General features: G+C 71.3%; 16 protein-coding genes. 6 read left to right on the top strand and 10 right to left on the bottom strand.

What is annotated here, in order from left to right; genetic code table 11:
- Positions 1-9: 9 nt before the first annotated feature.
- Both V5P93_RS01665 and V5P93_RS01660 read right to left on the bottom strand, forming a co-directional pair.
- On the bottom strand, positions 10-696 hold the full coding sequence (locus V5P93_RS01665; protein ID WP_104480772.1) for a hypothetical protein: 687 nt from the start codon (positions 694-696) through the stop codon (positions 10-12).
- A gap of 186 nt (positions 697-882) precedes the next feature.
- Positions 883-3,189 carry a sodium-translocating pyrophosphatase gene (locus tag V5P93_RS01660; protein WP_104480773.1) on the bottom strand — a complete coding sequence of 769 codons (2,307 nt, stop codon included), beginning with the start codon at positions 3,187-3,189 and terminating at the stop codon, positions 883-885.
- A gap of 254 nt (positions 3,190-3,443) precedes the next feature.
- Between V5P93_RS01660 and V5P93_RS01655 the strand changes: the two genes are divergently transcribed.
- The 3 genes from V5P93_RS01655 (at position 3,444) to V5P93_RS01645 (ending at position 6,821) form a co-directional block, all read left to right on the top strand.
- Entirely contained in the window at positions 3,444-5,768 is a 2,325-nt protein-coding gene (locus V5P93_RS01655) for a DEAD/DEAH box helicase (protein WP_245931447.1), read from the top strand.
- Between the two features lie 119 nt (positions 5,769-5,887).
- The gene (locus V5P93_RS01650) at positions 5,888-6,154 is read left to right on the top strand and encodes a transposase family protein (protein ID WP_245931448.1); all 267 of its coding nucleotides are present in this window, start codon (positions 5,888-5,890) and stop codon (positions 6,152-6,154) included.
- A gap of 46 nt (positions 6,155-6,200) precedes the next feature.
- On the top strand, positions 6,201-6,821 hold the full coding sequence (locus tag V5P93_RS01645) for a transposase (protein WP_374065193.1): 621 nt from the start codon (positions 6,201-6,203) through the stop codon (positions 6,819-6,821).
- A gap of 488 nt (positions 6,822-7,309) precedes the next feature.
- On the opposite strand, the gene V5P93_RS01640 is transcribed toward V5P93_RS01645, so the two are convergent.
- The 8 genes from V5P93_RS01640 to ssd form a co-directional block, all read right to left on the bottom strand.
- Entirely contained in the window at positions 7,310-7,933 is a 624-nt protein-coding gene (locus V5P93_RS01640) for a bifunctional DNA primase/polymerase (RefSeq protein WP_104480775.1), read from the bottom strand.
- A 322-nt stretch (positions 7,934-8,255) separates the two neighbouring features.
- Positions 8,256-8,717: an Rv3654c family TadE-like protein gene (locus V5P93_RS01635; protein WP_245931449.1), complete on the bottom strand. Its 462-nt coding sequence runs from the start codon at positions 8,715-8,717 to the stop codon at positions 8,256-8,258.
- Complete coding sequence (locus V5P93_RS01630) at positions 8,714-9,055, bottom strand: TadE family type IV pilus minor pilin (protein ID WP_104480776.1); 342 nt, start codon at positions 9,053-9,055, stop codon at positions 8,714-8,716. Before V5P93_RS01630 ends, V5P93_RS01635 begins: the two co-directional genes overlap by 4 nt.
- Positions 9,052-9,216 carry a DUF4244 domain-containing protein gene (locus V5P93_RS01625; RefSeq protein WP_104480777.1) on the bottom strand — a complete coding sequence of 55 codons (165 nt, stop codon included), beginning with the start codon at positions 9,214-9,216 and terminating at the stop codon, positions 9,052-9,054. The genes V5P93_RS01630 and V5P93_RS01625 overlap by 4 nt, the downstream gene beginning before the upstream one ends.
- A 33-nt stretch (positions 9,217-9,249) precedes the next feature.
- Positions 9,250-9,936, bottom strand: coding sequence for a type II secretion system F family protein (locus V5P93_RS01620; RefSeq protein WP_245931451.1), 687 nt, complete (start codon positions 9,934-9,936; stop codon positions 9,250-9,252).
- Complete coding sequence (locus V5P93_RS01615) at positions 9,933-10,571, bottom strand: type II secretion system F family protein (protein ID WP_181043644.1); 639 nt, start codon at positions 10,569-10,571, stop codon at positions 9,933-9,935. The genes V5P93_RS01620 and V5P93_RS01615 overlap by 4 nt, the downstream gene beginning before the upstream one ends.
- Before the next feature lie 213 nt (positions 10,572-10,784).
- Positions 10,785-11,942 carry a TadA family conjugal transfer-associated ATPase gene (locus V5P93_RS01610; RefSeq protein ID WP_104480779.1) on the bottom strand — a complete coding sequence of 386 codons (1,158 nt, stop codon included), beginning with the start codon at positions 11,940-11,942 and terminating at the stop codon, positions 10,785-10,787.
- A complete protein-coding gene (gene ssd / locus V5P93_RS01605; protein ID WP_104480780.1) occupies positions 11,932-13,032 on the bottom strand; it encodes a septum site-determining protein Ssd in 1,101 nt (366 codons plus the stop codon). The genes V5P93_RS01610 and ssd overlap by 11 nt, the downstream gene beginning before the upstream one ends.
- A gap of 452 nt (positions 13,033-13,484) precedes the next feature.
- Between ssd and V5P93_RS01600 the strand changes: the two genes are divergently transcribed.
- From V5P93_RS01600 to V5P93_RS01590, 3 genes are all read left to right on the top strand, one after another.
- Complete coding sequence (locus tag V5P93_RS01600) at positions 13,485-14,315, top strand: HAD-IB family hydrolase (RefSeq protein WP_104480781.1); 831 nt, start codon at positions 13,485-13,487, stop codon at positions 14,313-14,315.
- Positions 14,316-14,979: 664 nt separating this feature from the next.
- The gene (locus V5P93_RS01595) at positions 14,980-16,677 is read left to right on the top strand and encodes a glycoside hydrolase family 3 protein (RefSeq protein ID WP_374065188.1); all 1,698 of its coding nucleotides are present in this window, start codon (positions 14,980-14,982) and stop codon (positions 16,675-16,677) included.
- A 6-nt stretch (positions 16,678-16,683) separates the two neighbouring features.
- The gene (locus V5P93_RS01590; RefSeq protein WP_104480783.1) at positions 16,684-17,964 is read left to right on the top strand and encodes an exo-beta-N-acetylmuramidase NamZ domain-containing protein; all 1,281 of its coding nucleotides are present in this window, start codon (positions 16,684-16,686) and stop codon (positions 17,962-17,964) included.
- Positions 17,965-17,967 lie beyond the last annotated feature (3 nt).

Here is a 17,967-nt window from a genome sequence, read left to right as displayed (position 1 = left end):
CGCCGTGCCCTAGGAGGTCGGCGTGCTGCCGGCGCTGCCGGTGAACGTCTGCTCGAACTTCTTGCAGTTCGGCCCCTGCTTGAAGGCGGACGCCAGCTCCGGGTTCGCGCGCAGCGCCTTGATCGGGTCGGCGAGCTCGTCGAGCTTCTGCAGCTCCTCGGCGACCTGGACGAACCCGGCCTGGAACTCGGCCGGGTTGGTCGCCGAGACGTTGCGCATCATCGTCTGGGCCTTCTCGGTGGCTGTCTTGGCGGTGCTGAGCGCGGTGACCTGGGCGGCCAGCAGCTTCTCGCCGTCGGCGACCGGCGGCGCGCCCGCGGCCTGGACGCCCTGCGCCGAGCGGTCCAGCGCGCCGACGAGCACGCCGAGGAACTTGACCAGGCCGTCACGGGCCTTGGCCGAGTCACCCGCCGGGTCGATGCTGGGCTCGCTGTTGAGCGTGGCGATCTCGGGCGTCAGCGTGCCGCAGACCTTCTCCGCCCACGCCACGACCTTGTCCCCGGCGGGCGCGGTCCCCGCGGCGGTCGTCGAGGGCACCTCGCCTGCCGACGCCGAGGCCGACCCCGCCTGCGAGGTGGTGGTGCCCGGCGCGGAAGTGGGGGTGCCGCCGCCCGCGTCGTTGGTACCGCCGCAGCCCGCGAGGGCGGCGGTCAGGGCGACGGCCGTCACGGAAACCGCGACGAGTCGGCGGGCCATGTGCACTCTCCTTGATCGACAAACCGATACGCGCCGAGACCGGGGCTCGACACGGGGGTAGATGCTCGCACGCGGAACCGACACCACACAGCACGGATGAGGCCGGTCCCGCCCACGGCGGAAACCGGCCTCATCTTCGCTCAACTGGTGTCCCGGTCACCACGGTGTCGTGGTGACCGGGAATTTTCACGCGTTGGCCGGGGCCTCTGCGGGCGTGTCCGCGATGGCGGTGCCGCGGCGCTTGGACACCACGACAGCCGCCACGATCAGCACGACCGCCACCAGCGCAATCGCGACGCGGGTGCCGGTGGAGGCGTCCACGCCAACGGACAACGTGACGATCGCGGGCGCGATCAGCAGCGAGACCAGGTTCATCACCTTGATCAGCGGGTTGATGGCCGGACCGGCGGTGTCCTTGAACGGGTCGCCGACGGTGTCGCCGATGACCGTCGCGGCGTGCGCGTCGGAGCCCTTGCCGCCGTGGTTGCCGTCCTCGACCAGCTTCTTCGCGTTGTCCCAGGCACCACCGGAGTTGGCCAGGAACACCGCCATCAGCGTGCCGGTGGCGATGGCGCCGCCGAGGTAACCCGCGAGCGGGCCGACGCCGAGGCCGAAGCCGACCGCGATCGGGGCGAGCACCGCGAGCAGACCGGGGGTGGCCAGCTCGCGCAGCGAGTCGCGGGTGCAGATGTCGACCACGCGGCCGTACTCGGGCTTGCCGGTGCCCTCCATGATCCCGGGGATCTCGCGGAACTGGCGGCGCACCTCGAACACGATCGCGCCCGCGGCCCGGGTCACCGCATTGACCGCGAGACCGGAGAACATGAACACGACCGCCGCGCCGAGCGCGATGCCGACGAGCACGTTCGGGCTGTACACGATGTAGGTGAACGCCGAACCCGCGTCCTCCAGCTTGACCCCGACGTCCCTGAGCGCCTCGATGATGGCGCTCGAGTACGAGCCGAACAACGCGGTAGCCGCCAGCACCGCAGTAGCGATGGCGATGCCCTTGGTGATGGCCTTGGTGGTGTTGCCGACCGCGTCGAGCTCGGTGAGGATCTGCGCGCCCTCGCCGTGCACGTCACCGGACATCTCGGCGATGCCCTGCGCGTTGTCGGAGACCGGGCCGAAGGTGTCCATGGCCACGATCACGCCGACGGTGGTGAGCAGACCGCAGCCCGCGAGCGCGATGGCGAACAGCGCCACGATGACCGAACCGGACAGCAGGAACGCGCCGTAGACGGCGGCACCGATGACGATCGCGGTGTAGACGGCGGACTCGAAACCCACCGAGATACCCGAGAGGATCACCGTCGCAGCACCGGTCAGCGAGGTCTTGCCGACCTCCTGGACCGGCTTGTGCTCGGTGCCGGTGTAGTAGCCGGTGAGCCAGAGGATCACGCCCGCGAGCACGATGCCGATGATCACGGCGACGGCCGCGATGACCGCAGGGCTGCCCGCGACGCTCTTCTGCGCCACGTCTTCCAGTCCGGCGAGCTCGGAGAACGAGCCGGGCAGGAAGATGAACGACGCTGCGGTGCACAGCACTGCCGAGATCAGCGCAGAGATGTAGAACGAGCGGTTGATCGCGGTCAGGCCGTTCTCCCCCGGGCGGACCCGGGTGATGTAGACGCCGAGGATCGCGGTGATCACGCCGAGCGCGGGGACGACCAGCGGGAACAGCAGGCCCAGCGAGCCGAACGCGGTGCTGCCCAGGATCAGCGCGGCGACCAGGGTCACCGCGTAGGACTCGAACAGGTCCGCGGCCATGCCCGCGCAGTCGCCCACGTTGTCGCCGACGTTGTCGGCGATGGTCGCCGCGTTGCGCGGGTCGTCCTCGGGGATGTTCTGCTCGACCTTGCCGACCAGGTCGGCGCCGACGTCCGCGGCCTTGGTGAAGATGCCGCCGCCGACGCGCATGAACATCGCGATGAGCGCGGCGCCGAAGCCGAAGCCCTCCAGCACCTTGGGCGCGGTGCCGGTGTAGACCAGCACGACGATGGCGGCGCCGAACAGTCCCAGCCCGACGGTGGCCATGCCGACCACGCCGCCGGTGCGGAAGGCGATGCGGGTGGCCTTCTCCCGGCCACCGTCCTCGACCGACGCCGCCGCGACCCGCAGGTTGGCCTGGGTGGACAGCCACATGCCCAGGTAGCCGATGGTGAACGAGAAGACCGCACCCACCAGGAAGAACAGGGAACGGCCGATCCGTTCGCCCGTACTGTCGGCCGGGAGCAGGAACAGCAGCAGGAACACGACTGTGCCGAAGATGAGAAGTGTGTTTCGCTGCCGTTTGAGATAGGCCGCAGCGCCCTCTTGGACCGCCTTCGCGATGTCCTGCATCTTCACGGTGCCCTGACCCGCGGCCAGGACCTCCTTCAGCAGCACATAACCGACGGCAAGAGCGGCGAGGGCGATCACGGCGACCACGGCGACTACACCGCGGTCCCCGCCGGTGAGCGTCAAGCTCTCCGCGAGGAACTGCCCGGACATCCGTCCTCCTGATGATCTGCCTGTACAGCGCCGACATCCGCCATTACCACACGGCTTCCGACGGCCCCGTTTTCGCGTGTGCGCCACCACAATCGGTGGGATGCCGGCGGAGTCTATTGGTAAAGCGGAACACCTACGCGAGCTGTCCCATACCGTGCACGTTGGGTGACGTTACGCGGGCGGAGTGTGATCAAGCTCTCATGATCATTTTTCGGGATGCCGGGATCGCCGTCGCGGTGTGCGAAGCTCGTCGGGTGAGTGTCGACGCGGCGACCGAGCGTGGCACCGTGCTGCTCGGCCGGGTCCTGGCCGGTGTGGCCAGTGGCGAGAACCCGGTGACGCACGTCGCCGAACTGCCCGAGCGCGCCGCGCGGCCCGTGCCGTGGCCCGACTGGGTGCCGGACGGCGTCCGCGCGGCCTTCACGCGCTGCGGCGTCGAACTGCCGTGGGCGCACCAGGTCGAGGCGGCCGAGCACGCGGCGGCCGGGCGCAGCGTGGTGGTGGCGACCGGGACGGCGTCGGGCAAGTCCCTGGCGTACCAGCTGCCCGTGGCGACCGCGCTCACCGAGGACCAGCGGGCCACCGCGCTCTATCTCTCGCCCACCAAAGCACTCGGCGCGGACCAGTTGCGGTCGGTGCGCGAACTCGACCTGCCCGACCTCCGCGCCGCGAGCTACGACGGCGACACGCCGACGGCCGAACGCGACTGGGTCCGCGCGCACAGCCGGTGGGTTTTCACCAACCCGGACATGCTCCACCGTGGAATCCTGCCCGCGCACGGCCGCTGGACCACGTTCTTCCGCCGCCTGCGCTACGTCGTCGTCGACGAGTGCCACTCCTACCGGGGCGTCTTCGGCTCGCACGTGGCCCTGCTGCTGCGGCGACTGCGCCGGGTGGCCCGGCGCTACGGCGCGGACCCGGTGTTCGTGCTGGCGTCGGCCACCGTCGCCGACCCGGCCGCGTCCGCCAGCCGACTGTCCGGAGTGGACTGCGCGGCGGTCGTCGACGACGGGTCGCCGCGCGGTGCCCGCACGGTGGCGCTGTGGGAGCCGCCGCTGACCGAGTTGTCCGGGGAGAACGGCGCCCCGGTGCGCCGGTCGGCGGGCGCGGAGACCGCCCGCATCCTGGCCGACCTGGTCCTGGAGGGCGCGCGGTCACTGGCGTTCGTCCGCTCCCGGCTCGGCGCCGAGCTGACCGCCCTGGGCGCCCGGCGCATCCTCGACGAGGTCGACCCGGCCCTGTCCCACCGGGTCGCGGCCTACCGCTCGGGCTTCCTGCCGGAGGAGCGGCGGGCCCTCGAACGGGACCTCGGCTCGGGCGAGCTGCTCGGTGTGGCCAGCACGAGCGCGCTGGAACTGGGCGTGGACATCGTCGGCTTGGACGCGGTGGTGATCGCGGGCTACCCGGGCACCCTGGCGTCGTTCTGGCAGCAGGCCGGGCGCGCGGGCCGGGCGGGCGACGGGTCGCTGGTGGTGTTCGTGGCCCGGGACGACCCGCTGGACACCTACCTGGTGCACCACCCGGCGGCGGTGCTGGAGAAGCCGGTCGAGGCCACGGTGACCGACCCGGCGAACCCGTACGTGCTGGCCCCGCAGCTGGCGTGCGCGGCGGCGGAGCTGCCGCTGACCCCCGACTGCCTGCCGACCTTCGGCGACGGCGCCCGCGCGGTGCTCGACGACCTGGTCGCCGACGGGGTGCTCCGCAAGCGCCCGACGGGCTGGTACTGGACGTCCCGCGACCGCCCGCACGCGTCGGTCGACATCCGGGGGTCGGGCGGCGAGCAGATCGCGGTGGTGGAGGCCGACTCGGGTCGGATGCTGGGCACGGTCGACCAGGGCCGGGCGTGCTCGACGGTGCACCCGGGGGCGCTGTACCTGCACCAGGGGAAGTCGTACGTGGTGGACGAGCTGGACCTGGAGTCGTGCCTGGCCCTGGTGCACGCGGAAAGCCCGGACTGGACCACGACCCCGCGCGAGGTCGTCGACATCTCGATCCTCTCGACCGCCGAGCAATCGGTGCACCCCGTCCCCGGCGGCGGTGAAGTGACGGTCTGCCTGGGCGAGGTAGCCGTCACGTCACAGGTAGTCGCCTACCTCCGCCGCCTCCCCACCGGCGAGGTCCTGGACCAGATCCCCCTCGACCTCCCCGAACACACCCTCACCACCCGCGCCGTCTGGTACACCGCCAGCACCAAGGCCTTGCTCCCCACGGGCCTGACCCCACAAACCTTCCCCGGCGCCCTCCACGCCGCCGAACACGCGGCGATCGGCCTGCTCCCCCTCTTCGCCACCTGCGACCGCTGGGACCTCGGCGGCGTCTCAACGGCCAACCACCCCGACACGGGACACCCCACGGTCTTCGTCCACGACGCCCACCCCGGCGGCGCGGGCTTCGCCGACCGAGCCCACGCGGCCCTCATCCCCTGGCTCACCGCCACCCGCAGAGCCATCCAATCCTGCGAATGCCCCAACGGCTGCCCGTCCTGCGTCCAGTCCCCGAAGTGCGGCAACGGCAACGAACCCCTGGACAAAGCAGGCGCGATCACGGTCCTGACCACGGTGCTGTCCGCCCTCACCTGAGATTGATCAACACTCGTTGATCAACAACCGCCCCAACCCCTCGCACCCAGCCCCGCCCTCCTCCGGCAGGGGTCGGCAAAGTCATTTCTGGTGGTAGGTGGGGATTCCGAGCAGGGTGAGTGGTCGGGCGGTGTGGCGTAGTCCTGGCGTTGGCCGCGGCGGCGGTGTTGGCGGGTGCGCGGTCGTTCGCCGCGATCGGGGAATGGATCGCCGATGTCCCGCAGTGGGTACTGGCGGCGCTGGGTGCGCGATTCGACCGTCGTCGTCACTATCTCGTCCCGGACGAGTCCACCGTGCGGCGACTGGCCCGGCAGGTGGACGGTGACCTGCTCCACGCCGCGATCGGCGCCTGGCTCGCAGCGCACACCCCCCGACCGAGCCGGTGACCGGGACACCGGGCAGGTCGACACCCCGCCACCGAGCGCGATCGCGGTGGACGGCAAGTCGCTGCGCGGCACGTTCGCCCGCACCGGCGGAGCCGGGGTCCATCTGCTGGCCGGGATCACCCACACCACCGGTACACACCGCGCCCACGCCGCCCTCGGCCTCACCAACCTCCCCACCGAACTCGCACACCCCGCCCGGATCGCCACCCACGTCCGCAACCACTGGCACATCGAGAACCGCCTGCACTGGGTCCGCGACGTCACGTTCCACGAAGACCACTCCCGGGTCCGCACCGGCAACGCACCCCGCGTCATGGCCAGCCCGTGCAACCTCGCCATCAGCGCCCTACGCCGACACGGATGGAACAACACCGCCAAACAACGACCCGACCGGATGCCGCGCACCCCGCCGAGCCCGCGGATCCGGCACCCGCCCGAGATATTCCCGCAGATCGGCCACCCGATCGGGCATGAGCACAGACTCCGCGCCCGACCCGACACACGGGGCCAATCGATCGAACGCGGCAGGGATCAGGCTGGATTCCGCCACGGGCACGGCTCTCCAACGATCATGCGACATCAGCAATCACATGACGTCAAGGGGCGACCGAGTGCGAGTTCCGCTCCGGAAGATGGCGGCAAGGTCGCCGCAGCGGAGCGGGACTGAACAGGGCACTCGGCACCAGAGTCGAACTCGCCGAGTGGGCGAACGAACCTGGGAACGCAGCAGCGCGCCGGGGGCAACCGGTCGAGGACCGGTCGCGCATCCCGGCGCGCTGCATGCCGCCGAGTTTCGCGGTTCCGACTCTGCAACCGCCGATCACGGGTGTGTGCGTGGGACTGTCGACGGGGAATACCTCGACCCTGCGTGTGCGGTGGCACCTGGAGGCGGTAGGTGCCGGGCAGGGCGGTCATCCCGGGGCGGGGTTACGTCGACTGGCGGCGAGGCCGCCGTGGTCCCTTTCCGTGATCTGGCGGGAGAAGCGGAATCTCCAGCGGGTTACTCGGCAGGCGCCTGTCCGACGGGCGACACGAACACGGGCGGGAGGTCGTGTCGGCGCCGCTGAACAGGCTGTTGCGGTTGACCGCGCACCGGGCGGAGGTGACGCGGACAACCACTGTGGTCGGTAGTCGGGTCAGTTCGGTCTTGCTCGCTCAGCCGGCCACGAGCTGCCGGGTGCGCGCACCCGCCGACTCCTGGATGGCGTCGAGGAGAGCGTCCTGGACGACCCGCGAGGACGGGATCTGCCAGCCGCACACCTCGGGCTTGACGCGCCAGTGCACCACTCCGTGCTGGAACGGGCTGGGCGGCAGGGAAATCCAGCCACCCTCGCCGTGGTGGACCACGTCGGCGTTGGCGGCCAAGTCGGCGACGAGCTCGTCACCGGAGCGGGTGAGGAAGAACCACCGGTGCTCCGGCGTGGCGATGATCGGCACGGGCAGCCCGACCGACCGCAGCACACGCGCGGCACCGCGACCCAGGTCGTCGCCGACCTCGATCGCGTCGTAGCCCGCGCCGGTCGCCAGCAGGAGGGTGTAGGGGTGACCGGTCCACCAGGTCGCCACCTGCTCCGCCCGAGTGCCGACGCGGTCGCGCCAGTCGGCGTGCACCGGGACCGGTCCGGTGTCCTCGACACCGTCACGGCCCGCCCAGTGGCCACCCACCGGGTAGGTGCCTGGCAGCACCGGCCAACCGCGGAACGCCAAGCCGATGGCCTCGGCCCGGAGTTCGACGCGGAACGCTCTCCGCCAGTTGTCCGACCTGTCGCTTCCCAACATCTCGGGCAGAGCCTCCTCGCGGCTGCGAGCACCGGGTTCGGCGCCCTACACAACACTCAACGGCACGAACGGGCCCGTCCGAAACTCGGCGTCGGCAACTGGTCGGTCTGGCGAGGTAAACGACCGGTTGCCCGACCTGAGCGACCAAACTGCGCTTACCGGTCGCCGTCGCCCGACCGCTCACCCACCAGAGCGGCCCGCTGAGCGGGCAAAACCGCCGCGGCACCCCGCCCAATGCGGCTTCTAGCTGCACAGATGCCGAGCGGCGGCGCCGTGGTCGGAATTCCGCCGGGTCACCCGTTCGCTGGTGCTGTGATGCCGTTCACCGTATGGGGCCGACCGCTGATCCGTCGGCGAGCGCGTCGCCGACCGGTCCGGCGCGGGCGCGGGCGAACGCCGGGCCGATGACCGGCACCGTCGCCGCGGGACGAACGGCGGCCTCCACAGTGCTCTCAACACCCCTGGCCCCCGTCACACCCGACGCGGCGCCGTCCACCACGACAACATCCACGGCGACCTCGACCGTGGCGACCCAACCGTCCAGCCCGCACGCGACCAGCCGCGCGCCCATCCGCCGCGCGACCCGTTCCGCCCGGCCGCAGGCCACTTCCGGCCCGGCCGCGGCGTGCGCCGCGGCGGCCAGCGCACCGAGGTCGGCCGCGCTTTCCGCCCGGTGACGTGCGACCACGGCGGAACCGAGCGCCAACACGACCGCCGCGAGCGAGACCATCCCGATCGTCACCACGGCCAACAAGGCCGTGGCGGACCCGCGATCACGCGTCACGGTGGACCGCCGGGTTCCACAACGGCATAGGCGTCACCGTGCAGATGCACGGGTAAAAGCCCGGCGCCAACCCGCACGGATACGGACACCGTGTCGCCTTCGGTGCGCACGGTGACGACCGCCCCTTCAGGAGCGATGTCGGCGGCCGCGCCGAGCGCGCGCTCCCCCTCACCGCGCGCGACCAACCGCGCCGCCTCCCGAGCGGCGTCCACACAACGGATTTGATCAACCACCGCGCCGAACCCGGCCAGGCACAGCGCGACGACGGCGAGCAGGCCGCCGATGGCGATCGCCGCCTCGACCGTGACCGAACCGCGGTCCGGTCGGGTGGCCGTCACCGCAACGCCTTCATGATCAGGTCGAGGACGGCGCCCTCCATCACCGGGCCGGTGAACAAGGCGACCAGCACGCTGGCCAGCGCCGCGAAGGCGACGATGCAGAGGACGTGCTCGACGGTCGCGGCGCCGTCGTCGGCACCGAAGCGGACACGGGAAAACATATGTACCTCCATGCATGTGTCTGGTGTGGATGGTCAGTTCAGGGTTCGGCCGACCAGGCCGATCAGCACGGGCGCGACGCCCGCGCAGAGAAAGGCGGGCAGGAAGCACAGCCCCAGCGGCGCCGTGACCAGGACCGTGACGCGCTGGGCGCGCGCCTCGGCCAGTTCGTCGGCACGGTCGCGCACGCCGGTGGCCAGCGTGCGGGCGACACCGGCCAGCGCCGCGCCCGAGCGCGCGCTCCGCCGTGCGCCGCGGGCGAGGGCGGCGGTGTCGGGGCAGTCCAGTGCCGCACTCCAGGCACGCACCGGGTCGGCACCGAGCGCCAGCGACTCGGCGACCTCCCGCAGCGCCGCACGAGGGTGGTCCGGCAACCCGTCGAGCACCGCACGGATGGCGTCCGGCACGGGCATGCCCGACCGCAGGCACGCGGCTAACAGGTCCCAGGTGGCGGCCAGGTCGAATGGGTCGACAGGTGTTGGCCTTGGCTTCAGGAGTCGGACCGCAGTCCACATCGCGAGGGGCGCGACGAGGGCTCCGGCAAGGGGCGCGGCCACGACCGCCACCAGTGCGCCCAGTGCTAGGCCGAATACCAGCGGGATTAATTTGCGTAGCGGGCGTTTAGGTGTACGTCCGTAGATGCTCGCGAGCCGTTTCCTGACGGGGGCATGCGGGAAGGCGATCAGGATGGCCAGGGCGATAAGGGTCAAGGCGAGGCTCATGTGATCGCGGCCTCGGTCAACCGGTTCGTCCAGAGGATTCCGGCGCAGGCGAGGATGGCGCCGGTGGCCAGCAGGATTTGGCCGGTGGCGGTATGCGCGAGGGTTTCGTAGGGGTGGGCGCCGACGGATTCGCCCGCGACGAAGCCCAGCAGTGGCAGGCAGGCGAGGATCGACGCGCTGGTACGTGCGCCCGCCATCTTCGCCAGGACCTGACGACCGAAGCGGGCTCTGCGCTGGAGGTCGTCGGCCAGTGGTCCTAGCACGTCCGCCAGCGGCAGGCCGTGGCGGTTTGCCAGTTGCCAAGCGTGGGCCAGGCCGGCGTTCGGGATTTCCGTGGCGGGCGCGCCCAGGCGTAGTGAGGTGGCGAGGGTTTGCAGGACTTGGGCGCCGGGGTGGGTCGCGTCTTCGGCGGCGCGCTCGGCGGCGTGGGCGGGGTGGGCTCCCGCAGTGAGTTCGGCTACGAAACCTTTGATGGCTTCGCTTGTGCTGTCGAGGTTGTGCAGACGGGTCCGGATTTCGTTTTTGGCTCGGTGGCGGTGCCAGGTGATGGCAGCGAGCAGGGCAGCGGAGATGGCTCCGGCAGGGCCCAGGAGGAACCAGCCGGTGGCGGCGGCCAGGGCTGTGCTGGTGGGCATGGTGGGGCGGGGGAGGCGGAAGGGCGGGCGTTTCCGGTGGGCGAGGTTGCGGAGTCGCTGTTGGGGCCGGGCGGCGCGGGGTTGCCAGGCGAGGGTGGCGAGGGTGAGGAAAAACAGGGGGACCATGACGCTCCCTTCGGTTGTCTGCCATAGACGGTTGTTCTGATGCGCTGATTGGGGCTTTACGTTGTGGCGAAAAGGAAAGAGGGCGGGCTACGGGTGAGCTACTCCTCGAGCGCGCAGGAGGGCGGTCAAGGCGGGGCGGTGACTGGTCCAGGTTCCGTTGGCCCACAGGGGAACGACCGAAACGCCGGTGGGAGTGCGGGATAGGAGACCGATGTGGGTGAGGGTTCGGGTCGGGGTGCGGTGCAGGTGGAGGACGAGGTGGATGGCGGCGGCGAGTTGGCTGTGCAGGGCGCCGGGAGTCAGCTGAGCCAGCGCGCCCAGGGCTTCCAGGCGGGCGGGTAGTTCGGTGGGGGAATTGGCGTGGACGGTTCCCGCGCCGCCGTCGTGGCCGGTGTTCAGCGCGGTGAGCAGGGGAGCTACCTCGGCACCCCGGAGTTCGCCCACGACGATGCGGTCGGGGCGCATGCGGAGGGCCTGGCGGACGAGGGTCTCCGGGGACACCTCGCCTGCGCCCTCGATGTTCGGGGAGCGCGTGGTGAGGCGGATGTACTGGGGGTGGGCGGGTTGGAGTTCGGCTACGTCCTCGACGCCGATCACGCGTTCGTGGTGGGGGACTTCGCCGAGCAGGGCGGAGAGCAGGGTGGTCTTGCCCGAGCCCGTGCCGCCGGTGACGAGGAAGGCGAGGCGGGCGTGGACGATGGCGGTCAGCAGGTGGTGGATCTCCTCGGGGAAGGTGCCCAGGGCGTGGAGGTCCGCGAGGCCGTGGGAGGCCGGGCGGAGGACCCGCAGGGACAAGCAGGTGTGGTCGCTGATCGGGGGAAGGACGGCGTGCAGGCGGACGTGGCCACCGGATGCGGCCGGGAGCCATCCGTCCACATAGGGCAGCGCGTCGTCGAGCCTGCGGCCCGCGGACATCGCCAGTCGTTGGGCAAGGCGCCGGACGGTGTCCTCATCGGCGAAGCGGATGGTGGTGCGGCGCAGTCCTGCGGTGTTGTCGACCCAGACCTGGTCGGGGGCGGTTACGAGGATGTCGGTTGTCGTCGGGTCGCGGAGCAGGGGGTCGAGCGGGCCTGCGCCGACGAATTCCTGGCGTAGCAGGGTCAGGGCGGTCAGAACGTCCGCGTGCCCCACTACGCCACCGGCCTCATCACGCACGGCACCCGCGACGACCGAGGCGCTGACGTCCGTGGGCCCGCCCGCCGAGGCGAGTCGGCGGCGGACTCGGTCGACCAGGTCAACAGGCATGACCGGTCCTTGTGGACGGTGCGGTCAGGGCGTGCAGGACCGTTGTGGCGGCTCGGGCCAGGGAGGTTCGTGGGCGGAGGCGGAGGGTGCCTTGGTCCAGCGTGTTCGGCAGTGATGGGTCATGGCGGTATGTGGTCAGCAGCGGTAGGCCCACTACGGCGGCGATGTCCGTTGGTGACAGTCGGGTCGGGGTTGGGTTGCGCACCACCAAAGCCGCCGGAACTCCCTGTGCTGCCAGGTAAGCCGCGACGCGCTTGGCGGCGGCGGTGGCGCGGACCTCGGCCGGGGTGATCACCACCGTCAGGTCCGCGCGGTCCAGGGCGGCGCGGGCCGACGGGCCCGGGGTTCTCGGCACGTCGCAGATGACGGTTTCGCCTGCGCGGCGGCCCGCCTCGACGATGGCCGCCACCGCGTCCGGGGCGGGCCCGTCGCCTTCCCTGGCACCGGAAAGCAGGGTCAGCCGGGCTCCGCCCTTGGTTCGCCCGGGCAGGGAACTGTGCAGGCTGGACACCGGTACCCGCCCCGCTTTCAGGCGGAGATCGGGCCACCGCAGTCCCGGCTGCTCCTCCGCGCCCAGCACCAGATCGATGCCGCCCGCCATCGGGTCGCAGTCGACGAGCATGGCGTTGTCCCCGGCGTCGACGGCCGCCAGTGCCACCGCGGCCGCGAACACCGACGCGCCCGCACCGCCCCGACCTCCTATGACGGCCAGCACTCGCCCCACCGCGCTCGCCGGTGCCTCGGCCGCGTCGGCGAGCGCGCTGATGAGCGCGTTCTCGTCCGCCGGAAGGGAGAACAGCCGTTCCGCGCCCAACAGCGCCGCGGCCGCGGACAGTTCCGGCGGCGGGGAACCGCTGGCCACGACCACCACCTCGGCCCGGCGCGGCAACGCGGCGGCCACGCACGCCGCAGCCGCGGGTTCGTCGAGCACGACCAGCGGTGCCTCGCGCCAGCGGGCGCGGAGGTCGACCGGGTCGGCCGCGCGGGTGGGTTCGGCGCCCGCGGCGGCGGCCAACCGCAGCACCTCGTCGAGCAGGGTTTCGTCGTGCACGCACACGGCGGGTCGCCGCGGCGGGGTGGTTTCGGGCATCTCGATCGCTCCTGGTGGGTTGTTCCCGGAAGTTGTGACCAGAATCTGGGGAAAACCCGGAGCGGTGAAAGAGCGCTGGTCAACCTGTGGATGGCTGAGCCGCATGTGGATAACTCAGAGGGTTCTTTGGTGGTGCCGACCGCGAACTGTCGGTGCCATGCGGCAGGCTGGAGGGGGGGTGCCCTGTCCGGACATGGGACGACCCCCGCCAGGGGGGAGGGGCGGGGGTCGTCGAAGGGTTCAGCCCCGGGGGGTCGGACTGAACCGGCCTGGCTCGAGGCCAGGTAGGCATACTGTATCCCCTCGCGGGGGTCCCTTGGCTACATACGGGAGAAGACACCCGCCCGAGTTCTCCCCGCACCCGGGCGCCGCGCGGGTGGGAAATCCGGCTTCGGCGCCGCTGGCAGGGCCGTTCGTCCACCGCGGACCGCCGCACCCGGCCACCCGCTCCTATGCTGGGCCGCGTGAGCGAGCCCGACCAGGCCGCGCCCGGGCGGGTCGCGGCGTTCTTCGACCTCGACAAGACGGTCATCGCCAAGTCGAGCGCACTGGCCTTCAGCAGGCCCTTCTTCCAGGGCGGGCTGATCAACCGGCGGGGTGTGCTCAAGAGCGCGTACGCCCAGTTCGTCTTCGCCTCCTCCGGCGCGGACGCCGACCAGGTCGAGCGGATGCGCGCGCACCTGACCGCGCTGTGCGAGGGCTGGGACGTCGAGCAGGTGCGGTCGATCGTCGAGGAGACCCTGCACGACATCGTCGACCCGCTGGTCTACGCCGAGGCCGCGGAACTGGTGGCCCGGCACAAGGCCGACGGGCACGACGTGGTCGTGGTCTCGGCCTCCGGCGCGGAGATCGTCACCCAGATCGGCGCGATGATCGGCGCCACGCACAGCGTCGGCACCCGCATGGTGGCGGTGGACGGCCGCTACACCGGCGAGATCGACTTCTACTGCTACGGCCCGAACAAGGCCACCGCGATCCGCGAGCTGGCCGCGGCGCACGGCTACGACCTGGCCGCCAGCCACGCCTATTCGGACTCCAGCACGGACCTGCCGATGCTGGAGGCGGTCGGCAAGCCGTCGGTGGTGAACCCCGACCGCGGCCTGCGCAAGGTGGCCGTCGAGCGGGAGTGGCCGGTGCTCACCTTCACCAGGCCCGTGTCGCTGCGGTCGCGCTTCCACGCGCCGTCCGGCACGGCGGTCGCGGTCACCGCGATCGGCATCGGCGCGGTGGCCACGGCGGGCGCGGCCGCATGGTACGGGCTGCACCGGCGCCGGAAGAAGTGACGAAATCCCCCTGATCGCAACGGTTGCCGGGCCGGGTGGCGAGGGCAGCGTACGCGTACCGACCGTCGAGGTCGACGTTTCGACATACCTTGACCGGTGCACACGAAAGTGCCCTTGAAGTGACCTTCCTCACTGGGTAGAAACATAAGTGCGGACCCCGAGTCGGCCAGGGACAGAGCGAAGAGAAGCTCCGATCCACCCCGAGCGGGCTCCGTGCGCGGACACCGGAGCACCCACGCGCAGCGCGCCGCGGGAGGCATGTCGTCAAGGGACTGCGTACCGGGACGCCGGACGCCGAGTCCAGGTAGGTACGACTTGAGTTGCACGCTTGGTAAACCGAGTGGTTCGCGCCGCCGGTTTGGGCGGTCCCGCCTGCAGAGCGGGACCGCCTAATCCGTTTTCCGGGCCCTTCTCGCCGCGATTTCCCCGACTGTTCCACGTGTTGACGCGCTTTCGCGCCAGTGGGTAACTTCCGTCTGATGTTCGACTTTCGGTGAAGACCTCACGAGTCGACGGAGGCCCCGTGCCCGCAGTCCCGATCCCCCGACACCGCGCCCGGCGGTGGGCGACCGCCGCGGTGGCCGCCACGGCCGTCACCGCCGCACCGGCCGCGGCGGCACCCGGGCAAGATGGACCCTCGATGTCCACAAGCTCCGATATAGCGATGAACTCCTGGGCCGACAGCCTCTTACGCCACATGCCGTTGGAGCAGAAGGTCGGCCAACTCTTCGTGGCAACGGTTTGGGGGAAGTCCGCCGACGAGGCGCACCCGGAGAACCGCGCCCACTACGGCGTCGACACGCCCGCCCAGGTGGTGCAGCGCTACCAGGTCGGCGGGGTCATCTACTTCAACAACGCCTCCACCGACAACGTCGACAGCCCCCGGCAGCTGGCGGCGTTCTCCAACGGTCTGCAACGAGCCGCCCTCGCCAAGGGGCCGCGCCTGCCGCTGGTCGTGTCCATCGACCAAGAGGGCGGCAACGTCACCCGGATCCCCGCACCCGCCACCGAGTACCCCGGCGCCATGGCCGTCGGCGCGAGCCGCAACGCGGCCGACGCGCGGACGCTGGCCGCGGTCAACGGTGCCGAGCTGCGCGCGATGGGGGTCACCCAGAACTTCGCCCCCGTGGCGGACGTGAACTCCAACCCGCTCAACCCGGTCATCGGGGTGCGGTCCTTCTCCGCTGACCCGCAGCTGGCCGGTGAGCTGGTGTCGGCGGAGGTCCGGGGCTACCAGGGCTCCGGCAGACCGACCGAGACCGTGTCCGCCGCGGCGAAGCACTTCCCCGGCCACGGCGACGCGGCGACCGACAGCCACACCGGCCTGCCGGTGATCACCCGCACGGCCGAGGCGTGGCGGCGGACCGACCTGCCGCCCTTCCGCGCGGCCATCGCGGCCGGGGTCGACTCGATCATGACCGCGCACATCCAGGTCCCCGCCCTCGACCCGTCCGGGGTGCCCGCCACGCTGTCGCGCCCCATCCTGACGGGCCTGCTCCGGGAGGAGCTGGGTTATCAGGGCGTGGTCGTGACCGACGCGCTCAACATGCAGGGTGTGCGGGAGATGTTCGGCGACGCCGAGGTACCCGTGCTCGCCTTGTCGGCCGGGGCCGACCAGTTGCTGATGCCACCGGACCTCAACCTGGCCAAAAACGCCGTAGTGAGCGCTGTGCGCAGCGGCAGGCTCACCGAGCGGCGGATAGACGAAAGCGTGCGTCGGGTCTTGGCGCTGAAATGGAAGCGCGGGGTCATCAGCCGCCCGTTCGTCGAGGAGCGCCAGGTCGACCGGGTGGTCGGGTCGGCGGCGAACCGCGCCACGATCCAGCGGCTGACCGACCGAACCGTGACGGTGTTGCGGAACGCGACCGACACGCTGCCCCTGTCCGCCCCCGGCAAGGTCCTGGTGACCGGTGTGGGCGACCCGGGCAACCCGAACAACTCCCCCAACACCGTCGCCGCGGCCATCGCCGCCCGGGGCTCTACTACGACGTCACTGCCGACCGGCACGCGCCCGGCGGAGTCCGCGATCGCCCAGGCCGTGGCCACGGCCCACGAGTCCGACCTCGTAGTGGTGCTGACGAACAACCTCTCCACCTACGAACCCCAGCGCAACCTCTTGGCCGCCCTGCTCGGCACGGGCAAGCCGGTCGTCGCCGTGGCCGCCCAGGTCCCCTACGACGCCGGTTTCCTCGACGCCCCCACCTGGGTGGCGACCTACTCGTGGCGCGGTGTGTCGCTGGAATCGCTGGTCAAGGTGCTCTTCGGCGAGGTACCGCCGCTCGGAAGACTCCCCGTGGACGTGCCGTCGAGCACCGACCCGACGAGCGTCCGCTTTCCGTTCGGGCACGGGCTGACCTGGTAGGGGCGCATGGACAGACGGCGGTTCCTGACCGCGTCGGTGGGGGTCGCCGCGACCGGCTCGACCCTGGTCGCGGCCACCCCGGCCCAGCCGACCGCGCTGGCCGAGACCCTTGGGCAACCCCGGCCGAGCCGGGTCACCCCGGGCGCGGACGTGCTCGCTGAGCAGCACTGGCGCCGCCTCGCGGGGCACCGCGTCGGGGTCGTCTCGAACCCGACCGGCATCACCCGGGACGGCACGCACGTCGTCGACTCGATGGTCGCCGCCGGGGTCCGGCCGGTGGCGGTGTTCGGCCCCGAGCACGGTTTCCGGGGTACCGCGCAGGCGGGCGGCTCGGAGGGCGACTACCGCGACCCCCGTACCGACCTGCCGGTCTACGACACCTACGGCAAGACGGCCGCCCAGGTCGCCGCGCAGTTCGCCAAGGCGGGCGTCGACCTGGTGGTGTTCGACATCGCCGACGTCGGCGCGCGGTTCTACACCTACATCTGGACCATGTACACCGCCATGCACGCGGCGGTGCTCGCCGGCGCGGCCTTCCTGGTGCTGGACAGGCCCAACCCGGTCGGCGGCAGGGCGTACGGGCCTGTCCTGAACCTGGCATACGCGTCCGCGATCGGCCTCAAGCCGATCGTCCAGCAGCACGGCATGACCGTCGGCGAACTCGCCGCCCTCTTCGACGCCGAGTTCCTGCCCCAGGACGCGGGCAAGCGCTTGCGCGAACTCCAGGTCGTCGAGGTGCGCGACTGGCGCCGAGACCGGCTCTTCGCGCAGACCGGGCTCACCTGGGTCATGCCGAGCCCGAACATGCCCACCCCGCAGACCGCGCTGGTCTACCCCGGCACCGGCCTCTTCGAGGGAACCACCCTCTCCGAGGGGCGCGGCACCACCCGGCCGTTCGAGATCATCGGTGCACCGGGGATGGACTGGCGGTGGGCCGACGCGCTCAACGGGCACGGGCTCGCTGGTGTCGGTTTCCGCGAGCACTACTTCCAACCGACGTTCGGCAAGTTCACCGGCGTGGCGTGCGGCGGTGTCCAGGTCCACCTGACCGGCGCCGCCGACTACGACGCGATCACGACGGCGGTAACGATGCTCGTCTCCGCCCGACTGCTCTATCCGGAGGTATTCGCCTGGCGACCCGACAACTACGTGGACAAACTTTCAGGTTCCGACCGGCTCCGCCACATGGTCGACGCGGGTGCGGGCATCCTGGAGGTGGTCGGGGCGTGGCAGGCGGAACTGGCGGCGTTCCACGAGAGGCGGGCACCGTATCTGCGGTATCGGTGAGGG

The sequence above is a fragment of the Actinokineospora auranticolor genome, assembly GCF_041897805.1.
Lineage (GTDB): Bacteria > Actinomycetota > Actinomycetes > Mycobacteriales > Pseudonocardiaceae > Actinokineospora > Actinokineospora auranticolor.
This window is presented reverse-complemented; position numbering and strand designations above follow the sequence as displayed.